At 69.4% G+C, this 9,038-nt stretch carries 7 protein-coding genes and 1 tRNA gene; 4 read left to right on the top strand and 4 right to left on the bottom strand.

What is annotated here, in order from left to right; translation table 11 throughout:
- Nucleotides 1-112 precede the first annotated feature (112 nt).
- Entirely contained in the window at nt 113-421 is a 309-nt protein-coding gene (locus N864_RS15755) for a WhiB family transcriptional regulator (protein WP_034718879.1), read from the bottom strand.
- Nucleotides 422-664: 243 nt separating this feature from the next.
- Here N864_RS15755 and N864_RS15750 point away from each other — a divergent pair, with 243 nt between their 5' ends.
- Nucleotides 665-3,079, top strand: a complete 2,415-nt coding sequence (locus N864_RS15750) for a transglycosylase domain-containing protein (RefSeq protein WP_034718877.1) — start codon at nt 665-667, stop codon at nt 3,077-3,079.
- Nucleotides 3,080-3,175: 96 nt separating this feature from the next.
- On the opposite strand, the gene N864_RS15745 is transcribed toward N864_RS15750, so the two are convergent.
- Complete coding sequence (locus tag N864_RS15745) at nt 3,176-3,628, bottom strand: GatB/YqeY domain-containing protein (RefSeq protein WP_034718875.1); 453 nt, start codon at nt 3,626-3,628, stop codon at nt 3,176-3,178.
- 72 nt (nt 3,629-3,700) lie between these two features.
- Between N864_RS15745 and N864_RS15740 the strand changes: the two genes are divergently transcribed.
- Nucleotides 3,701-4,663 (top strand): metallophosphoesterase, encoded by a 963-nt coding sequence (locus N864_RS15740; protein ID WP_034718872.1) that lies wholly within the window; start codon nt 3,701-3,703, stop codon nt 4,661-4,663.
- Between the two features lie 173 nt (nt 4,664-4,836).
- A tRNA-Pro gene (locus N864_RS15735) sits at nt 4,837-4,913 on the top strand.
- A 165-nt stretch (nt 4,914-5,078) separates the two neighbouring features.
- Here the strand turns inward: N864_RS15735 and N864_RS15730 are convergent.
- Nucleotides 5,079-5,927, bottom strand: a complete 849-nt coding sequence (locus N864_RS15730; protein WP_034718870.1) for a P-loop NTPase family protein — start codon at nt 5,925-5,927, stop codon at nt 5,079-5,081.
- Between the two features lie 167 nt (nt 5,928-6,094).
- On the opposite strand from N864_RS15730, the gene N864_RS15725 reads away from it, so the two are divergent.
- Nucleotides 6,095-7,582 carry an MFS transporter gene (locus N864_RS15725; protein ID WP_081793941.1) on the top strand — a complete coding sequence of 496 codons (1,488 nt, stop codon included), beginning with the start codon at nt 6,095-6,097 and terminating at the stop codon, nt 7,580-7,582.
- Between the two features lie 273 nt (nt 7,583-7,855).
- Here the strand turns inward: N864_RS15725 and N864_RS25090 are convergent.
- Nucleotides 7,856-9,038, bottom strand: a 1,183-nt coding sequence (locus N864_RS25090) for an acyltransferase family protein (protein WP_338033648.1), incomplete at its 5' end; no start/stop codon positions are given.

Raw genomic sequence — 9,038 nt, 5'->3', positions numbered from 1 at the left:
GCACTGTCGATGACGACTAGCGCACTGTCGACCTGGATTGGCGCACTGTCGATGACGACTAGCGCACTGTCGATCAGGATTGGTGCACTGTCGACAAGCGTGGAGCGTCAGGTCAGGCGCTGCGGCGCGCCGTGGCCTCCATGCTCGAGCGGAGCAGCCTCTTCCAGGACTTGACGTCGGGCCGACGACGAAGCAGAGCGCGACGCTCCCGCTCGGTCATGCCACCCCAGACGCCGAACTCCGTCCGGTTGTCGAGAGCCTCCGCGAGGCACTGGGCGAGCACCGGGCACGTCTTGCAGACTGCCTTGGCCTCGTGCTGTGCCTTGCCCCGGACGAACAGTGCGTCCGGATCCTTCCCCGAACACTGGGCCCGAGTCGCCCAGTCCTCGTCCCAAAGCGCGCGTGCGACATCAACAGTCACGGCGGTTTTCCTCTCCCCGTTTCCGGCGCCTCCCAGCACCGACCGATCGTCGTGGCGATGCGTCGCCCTACCAGATCGGGATCCCCGATGAACCCAAATGAGACATTAGGAGCGCAAGGGCCTTCGCAACATGGCCCGTTTGGACCATTTATCGAGACACATGACTAGTCACCGCGCGCCATGCGGTGACCAGGCGCCGGTCGATTCCCGGGGTGGGTATGCTGCTCCGTTACCCTTGGGCGCATGTCCTCACGCACGCCGTCCATCGGAGGTGTCGTCAGCCTGCTCGGCGCGTTCCTCGCGTCAGCCATGGTTCTCGGCCTCCTGCTCGCCGGCCTGTTCATGCCTGCTGTCGGGGCCACCGGCGCGCTCGCCCGCAGCGGCGTCGACGTCTTCAACGAGCTGCCGAGCGAGTTCACCTCGAGCCCGCTCCTGCAGCAGTCGCGCATCCTGGCCGCGGACGGCAAGACTGTCATCGCCACCCCGCAGGACCAGAACCGGATCGTCGTCAAGCTCGACCAGGTCGCACCGATCATGCGCAAGGCGCAGGTGGCCATCGAGGACCACCGGTTCTACGAGCACGGTGGCGTCGACATGCAGGGCATCGTGCGGGCGTTCCTGTCCAACCTGCGCACCGGCGGCAGCCAGGGCGCCTCGTCGCTGACGCAGCAGTACGTCAAGGTCTCGCTTCAGTACACCGCGCTCCAGCGTGGGGACAAGCAGGCGGCCGAGGCCGCGGTCGACCAGAACTACATCCGCAAGCTCCGCGAGCTGAAATACGCCATCACCCTCGAGAAGAAGTGGAGCAAGGACCAGATTCTGGAGGCGTACCTCAACACCGTCTACTACGGCGACCTCGCCTACGGTGTCGAGGCTGCCGCACGTCACTACTTCAGCGTCCCAGCCTCCAAGCTCACCCTCTCGCAGGCCGCCACGCTCGCCGGCCTGACCCAGAACCCGGGCACCACCGACCCGGTCCACAACCCCGACCGGGCGCTCGCCCGCCGCAACGTCGTGCTCGACCGCATGCACGACCTCAAGATGGTCAGTGACGCGGACTGGGCGGCGGCCAAGAAGCGCACGATCAAGGACGACCTCAAGGTCACCAACCCCAAGAGCACGTGCCTGTCCTCGCCATACCCCTACTGGTGCGAGTTCGTGCTCAACTACGCGATGGAGATGCCGGCCCTCGGCAAGACGCGTGAGGAGCGCCGCCGCAACCTCTACGCGGGTGGCTACGTCATCCAGACGACGCTCGACCCGAAGATCCAGAAGATCGTCCAGGAAGAGGTCACCCGCAAGGTGCCTGTCGGCGACAAGTCGCACGTCGGCGCGGCCGCCTACGTCACCGACTCGACCGGCCACGTCCTCGGCTTCGGCCAGAACACCGAGTACACGGTGACCAAGCAGACCCTCGGCAAGACCGGTGTCTCGTGGGCCCTCGACACCAGGTACGGCGGGTCCGGCGGCTTCCAGTTCGGCTCGACGGCCAAGGCGTTCTCCCTCGTCACCGCGATGGAGAGCGGCATGACGACACACTCTTCGGTGCGTGCCAAGGCTGCCGGTGGCAACACCCCGGCGAGCTACAAGCCGAGCGAGTTCGCCAAGGGCTGCGGCCCCGGCAGCACCTGGAAGGTGCACAACGACACACCGTTCGGCGGCGGCAGCATCTCGCTCATGAAAGCGACGGCCCTGTCCACCAACACGGCCTTTGTCGCCCTGGCCCAGCAGCTCGGCGGCTGCAAGGTGCGCGACACGATGATGAAGCTCGGCCTGCACCGGGCCGACGGCAGCCAGATCGGCAAGTACGCCCCGCAGTACATCCTCGGTGCCGACGAGGTCTCGCCCCAGGGCGTCGCCCACGCCTACGCCACGCTCGCGAACGACGGCAAGAAGTGCCCGATGGTCGTCGTCACCAAGCTGAGCCGGGACGGCAAGGACATCGCACTGCCGAAGACCGAGTGCGAGCAGGTCGTCAGCGCCGACGCGGTCCGCGGCACGGACAAGTTCCTCGAGTACAACATGACGAACGGCTCCGGCGTCCGCAACCAGCTCGACAACGGTGCCCGGGAGTCGGCCGGCAAGACCGGTACGTCCGACAAGAACAACGAGTCGTGGTTCGTCGGCTACACGCCGCAGCTCGTCACGGCCGTCTGGGTCGGCACGCCGGACGACGGCAACAAGCGGATGATGACGAACCTGACGATCGGCGGGCAGTTCATCCCCAAGATGCACGGCGCCGCGGTGGCCGCCCCGATCTGGAAGGGCATCATGAACCGGGCCCTCGACGGTCAGCCTCGGGTGAAGTTCAAGGAGCCGTCCGACAAGATCACCAAAGGAGACGAGGTCTCGGTCCCGGGAGTGACCGGCATGTCCGTCAGCCAGGCCACGGCCGTCCTCGAGCGCGCCGGCTTCACCGCGCACGTCGGCGGCACGATGGCCTCGAGCGTCCGCCAGGGCCTCGTCGCGGGTACGTCCCCCTACGGCCGGGCACCCAAGGGCTCGGACATCACGATCTACACCTCGCAGGGCGGCGTGAGCCGGGACAAGGCCGTCCCGCCGCCGACGGCGAAGCCGACCAGCGCGCCGAAGCCGCCGAGCCAGCCGAAACCACCGAAGAAGCCGAAGCCGCCGAAGCCACCGAAGCCGAACGGCTGAGCCGGCCCCGCTGGGACCCCGTGAGCCGAGCGGGAGCAGGCTGAGCGGCATACGACAAGCAAGGGCCCCGACCAAAGCGGTCGGGGCCCTTTCGCGTCAGGAGGCGAGCACCTGCTTGACGATCGCCGCGACGCGGCCGCCCTCGGCGCGGCCCGCGACGGCCTGCTGCGCGGCCTTCATCGCGAGGCCCATCTGCTGCATGCCCATGGCTCCGGACGCAGCGACGGCGTCCCGGACGATCGCCGTCAGCTCCTCGTCGCTGAGCTGGGTGGGCAGGTAGGTCTCGAGGATGGCGAGCTCGGCGTCCTCCTTGGCTGCCAGCTCGGTGCGGCCGGCCCCTCGGTATGCCGCTGACGCCTCGCGCCGCTTCTTGGCCTCCTTCGTGATGACCTTGAGGACGTCGTCGTCGGTGAGGTCACGGTGCTCCTTGCCGGCCACTTCCTCGTTGGTGATGGCGGTCAGCGCCATCCGGAGGGAGCCGGCACGCACGGGGTCGCGCTCGCGCATCGCCGTCGTGAGGTCGGCCTGGAGCTGGTCCTTGAGCGTCATGGGCTCGATTCTCGCAGGTGCCGCGCGGCGGGCGGTTGGCCCTCGGTGATCGGAGGGCGTCAGGATGGGGGCATGCATGCGGTGACGAAGACGGCGCTCGGGAGCTTCGGGGCGGCCCTGGGCGTGCTCGGCTGGGCGTCGCTCGTCGAGCGGAACGCCTTCCGGTTGCGCCGCGTGACGGTGCCCGTGCTGCCGCCGGGGTCGCCCTCGCTGCGGGTGCTGCACGTCTCCGACCTGCACCTGCTGCCGCGGCAGCGGTGGAAGGCCGAGTGGGTCAAGGAGCTCGCCAGCCTCGACCCGGACCTCGTCATCGACACCGGGGACAACCTCGCCTCGTATGACGCTGTGCCGGCCGTTCTCGACGCGTTCGAGTGGCTCCTCGATCGGCCCGGGGTCTTCGTGCTGGGCTCGAACGACTACTTCGGGCCGTCGGTGAAGAACCCGCTCAAGTACCTGTGGCACCGCGGACCGGTCCGGGGACGCGCGCCGGCGCCGCGGTTGCCGGTGGAGTCACTCGTGGCCGGGCTCGAGTCCCGGGGCTGGGTGAACCTGACGAACCGGCGGGCGTCGGTCGAGCTGCAGGGGCTGCGCGTCGACTTCGTCGGGGTGGACGACCCGCACCTTCGCTATGACCGGCTCGACCTCGTGCGGGGGCCGGCGTCTGGTGACGCGGCGTTGACGATCGGGGTGACGCATGCGCCATACCAGCGAGTGCTTGACGCCTTCGCGGCCGACGGGGCGCGGCTGGTCATCGCCGGGCACACGCATGGCGGACAGGTCTGCCTGCCCGGCCATGGGGCCCTGGTGACGAACTGCGACCTCGACACGAGCCGCGTCAAGGGGCTGTCCCGGTGGTGGGTCGGGGCCGGGCACGGCCGGGGGGCGCCGGTGCTGCCATCGTCGGCTGCTCCGGATGATGCGGCGTGGCTGCACGTGTCGGCCGGACTAGGGACATCGCCGACCGCGCCCGTGCGCCTGGCCTGTCGGCCCGAGGCGACGCTGCTGACGCTCGTGGCCGCGGAGCCTGCCGGCTGACGACCCCTCCTGACCCGCGAACGGACCGTTCGAGGGCCAACGGGCTGGTAGACCGACCAGTTCGATCAGAAAGGGCCAGTTCGATGGCCGGACTGGCGGCCACCCCGATTCGGAGATGGGCCGCGGCCTGCGCTAGCATCTCTCCTTGCTGCCACCCGTTCGGGCGGCGGCACCGGGGTGTGGCGCAGCTTGGTAGCGCGCTTCGTTCGGGACGAAGAGGTCGCAGGTTCAAATCCTGTCACCCCGACCACTGTCTCCGCAGGTCAGAGGCCCTTGGCTCGCCCAGAGCGAAGGGCCTTTCTGCTGCCCAAGGCGGCCTCGAGTTTGCGGAGGCGTCGCGGTGGCTGGGATGTTGATGCCCACAATGCGCGACAGGAGCCGCGCACCTCATCGGCATACGCGTCCGCGGATCCGATCAGCCGGTCGACACTTGCGAGAGGTGAGTCGTCAGGGCACCGGTGACCGAGACCCGCACAACGTTCCAGTCCTGCGCGGCCACGTCGACGCGGATGACCGGGATGCCCAGCTCCGGCAGAAGCGCCAGCTCACGCTCACGGCGCTCGCGCATGAACTCGACGTAGCCACTGAAGCCGCTCAGCCCTCGAGCGAGCCCGTAGCCCTGGGCGCAGTGGTACTGCACGACGGCGTCGAGCCATTCCGGCGGCCGCTCGGCGGCCGCCCGCTCCAGCGCCCCCGTCGGCTCACCCGGATCGAGATAGAGCACGACCGGCTCAAGCGACGAGACCGAGCGCACCAGCGCGCGGACGTGGGCGGAGATCCGCTCCACCGGCTGGTCGAACCGGGCCATGAGGGCGCACATGGGGTTCTGGATGAGGACGCACTCGAACACGTAGACATCGACGTCGTGCGACGCCCACGCCCCGAACGCCTCCCAGCTCGCACGCAGCACCGCGCAGTGCCGATCCGCAGTGATCTCTCCGTCATAGGCGTCGAAGGCCGCCAGCCGCGCCCGGAGGTCGCCGGACCACTCGGGACGGTCCCCATAACGGATCAGCCAGCCATCACCGGACCGCTCCGCTGCCCGCCTCATGGTGTCGGCCACCCCCGGAAAGTCACGGATGACCCGGTCGAGCTCCCCGTCGGCCAGCACCGCGACCTGCTCGAAGTCGACCGGGTGGTCGGTCCGCCCCTCGGGGAACGACCCGACGCAGAGCCCCTGCTCGACGAGCCACTCGGTGACGAGATGCGCCGTCGTGCTCTTGCCTGCGCCGGGCAGTCCCTCCACCATGATCAGCTGCGCCACGTGGAGCAGTGTCCATGGCCAAGGTGGAGTCCACAAGCCGATACACGGGTATGCCGCTGAGCGGAGTTGCGCTGGAAGCGCGCTCAGCGGCATACCTCCTCGAGCGCGCGGATCGTGCGGACGCCGCTCCCAGATTCGGCGGATCATCCGTGGGTAGCGTCGAACGAATGGCCCACCCCTCATCCCCGAGCGACGTCAACGAGGGTCCCCAGCGCCGCTCGGGGCCGCCCGCCACCACCACACCGCCACAGGAACGCCCGGATCCCGCCCGCTGGCGAGCCCTTAGCGTCTGCCTCGTTGCCGGCTTCATGACCTTGATGGACATCTCCATCGTCAACGTCGCGCTGCCGTCGATCAGCTCAGGGCTCCAGGCGAGCACGAGCGACCTCCAGTGGATCCTGTCCGGCTATGCCCTGACCTTCGGCCTCGTCCTCGTGCCCTCGGGCCGGCTCGGCGATGCTCGGGGCCGGCGGATGATGTTCGTGGCCGGTGTCGCCCTGTTCACGCTCAGCAGTCTCGCCGCGGGCCTCGCCCCGACCGCGCTGGCGCTCGTGGTCGCGCGCCTGGTCCAGGGCATCGGCGGCGGCCTGCTCAACCCGCAGATCAACGGGCTGATCCAGGAGCTGTTCCGCGGTGCGGAGCGGGGCAAGGCCTTCGGGCTGCTCGGGGCGACCATCGGCGTCTCGACCGCCATCGGGCCGCTCTTGGGTGGGGCGATCATCCGGCTCCTCGGCACCGACACCGGTTGGCGGTGGATCTTCTTCGTCAACCTCCCGATCGGCATCGCCTGCATCCTGCTGACCTTCCGCTATGTGCGGGTCAAACCCGACGAGGAGCGGCACCGCGAGGACCTCGACCCCGTCGGTGTCGTGCTCCTCGGCCTTGCCGTCCTCGCGGTCCTGCTGCCCCTGGTCCAGGAGCGGCAGTGGCCGGGTGCCGGGAAGTGGTGGCTGCTGCTCGTTGGCGCCGTCCTCCTCGCCATCTTCGTGTGGTGGGAGCGGCGCCATGCCGACCACGGCGGCGCTCCGCTCATCGACCTGAGCCTGTTCGGGATCGCGAGCTACACCGCCGGCAGCCTCATCGGCCTGCTCTACTTCTCCGGATTCACGAGCATCTTCTTCATCCTCACGCTCTATCTGCAGCTCGGGCTGGGCTACACGGCGCTCATGGCGGGACTCGCCGTGACGCCGTTCGCGATCGGCTCAGCCGTCGCAGCTGGATTCGGCGGACGGGTCGTCACGCGGTACGGCCGCCCGATGGTCGCCCTCGGTCTGGTCGTCGTCATCGTCGGGCTCGCCCTCACCGACGCCGTCGTGACCCTGCGCGGGAACGACCCGAGCTGGTGGATCGAGCCACCCCTGCTCATCGCTGGCCTCGGCAGCGGTCTGGTCATCTCACCGAACGTGACCCTCACGGTGTCCGAGGTGCCGGTGGCCCAGGCTGGCACCGCTGGTGGCGTGCTGCAGACCGGTCAGCGGATCGGCACGGCCGCCGGTATCGCCCTCATCGGCTCGGTGTTCTTCAGCCGGCTCGCGGGCGGCCACGGCAACTTCGCCGCTGCAACCGGTCTGGCACTGCGGGTCACGGTCGCCCTCGTCGCGGTCGCGTTGGCGGCGGCCCTCGTCGACGTCGTGTCGTCGCGCCGGAAGGAGTGACTCGACCGACCCGGCCAGCAGACCGGCTTCCGAGTGCACTCTCGATCGGGAGGGTCAGTGGTGGGCCGCTGCCGGCCGTCTCGTCGGCGCGCCCCGCCGGTGCACCGAGCGCCCCGGTCGGCGACCGCGCGTCGGTCGGCCGGCAGGTCTCGACCGGTCGCCGTCGCCGCGTCGTGGCACGTCGAGAACGCACCCACCCCAGTAGCCCATTGCCGCTTCTTCCCCATCGACTCGAAACTCCCCGCCGGAAAGTGTCCAGCGGAGCGCCAGGGTTCACAACGGATTTTCGTGACAGGCCGGTATGCCGCTGACTTTCTTTTCGCTGGAAGCTCGCTCAGCGGCATACGACCTCTCGGGCAAAGCGGGCGAACGGAACCGGCCCGCGCGACCCAACAGGGACGCAAGTCGCGTCCAGGCCCACCAGTACGCCAGGCCGGCGGCGAGCGCACCGACAAAGGTCAGCGGCGGGAGGCCGAGCGGCCGGAGGACTTCGAGTGCCTGCCAGTGCGCGACGTAGATGTAGAGCGAGGCGCCAGCGAGGACCTGGATCGCCGGGACGAAGACGGCCGGCACGTGGGTGATCGGACGCCAGAGCATCAGCAGCACGAAGGCGATCGTGAGGCCGTCGCGAGCGGGGTTGAACGAGAAGGTCCCGACGGTGAGCACGACCACTGCGGTGAGGAGCCAGCGCTGGCGCCGGGTCTCGACGCGGGCCAGGGCCCAGCCGAGCAGGAAGAGGTAGAGGACGACGAGGGCCGAGCCGTGCATGCGGGGCACGGGCAGGTCGAGGACGGGCAACCGGAAGACGGTGAACGCCACGGCCGTGAGGACGACCGGCACGCCGAGTGGCCACCGCCGCTCCGCCCGGTGGAAGGCGGGCACGGCGGCGAGGGCGGCCACGAGAAGCAGCGCGACGACGAGAGCCTCGATGAACCAGAACCGCCACGGCGGACCGAGACGCTCCTCGCCGAACACCCAGTTGGCGAGGAACAGGTTGCGCGGCTCGTAGTCACCGCCGAGGAAGTGCGCAGCCCAGATGACCACCAGGCTCGGGACGACGATCCGCCGGGCGCCCTTGAGGATCCGCCGCACCCGCGCTCGGCGGCGCGGCTCCGACAGCTGGAAGCGGACCATCTGGTAGCCAGCGATGACGAGCAGCGCATTCGCAGTGCCTTGCAGCGCAAAGAGATCCGCGTGGGTCCCGACGATGAGCAGGATGGCGAGCGCCCTCAGCCAGACACTCGTCTCCATCGAGCGCCAGCGTGGGGTCAGGCTGCGGGGTCGGCGAGCCGAGGCGTTCGTCGACCCCTGCGCCTTCCCTGACTTCAGCTCCCGGAGTCGCTCCAGCTCCGCGACCGGTGTGACGTGCCAGCTCGGCGGCAGCTGCCCGAGCAGCGCCTCCAGCCGGATCGACACCTCGACGTAGGAGAGCGAGTCGCCCCCGAGCGAGGCGAAG

The sequence above is a fragment of the Intrasporangium chromatireducens Q5-1 genome, assembly GCF_000576575.1.
Classification (GTDB): Bacteria; Actinomycetota; Actinomycetes; order Actinomycetales; family Dermatophilaceae; genus Intrasporangium_A; species Intrasporangium_A chromatireducens.
The sequence above is the reverse complement of the archived record's forward strand: the minus strand, read 5'-3'. Positions and strand labels throughout refer to the sequence as shown.

Excerpts from the sequence above, each read along its gene's own strand:
- N864_RS15740 (WP_034718872.1), top strand. The coding sequence starts at position 3,701 with ATGCATGCGGTGACGAAGACGGCGCTCGGGAGCTTCGGGGCGGCCCTG.
- N864_RS15750 (WP_034718877.1), top strand. The coding sequence starts at position 665 with ATGTCCTCACGCACGCCGTCCATCGGAGGTGTCGTCAGCCTGCTCGGC.
- N864_RS15725 (WP_081793941.1), top strand. The coding sequence starts at position 6,095 with ATGGCCCACCCCTCATCCCCGAGCGACGTCAACGAGGGTCCCCAGCGC.
- N864_RS15745 (WP_034718875.1), bottom strand. The coding sequence starts at position 3,628 with ATGACGCTCAAGGACCAGCTCCAGGCCGACCTCACGACGGCGATGCGC.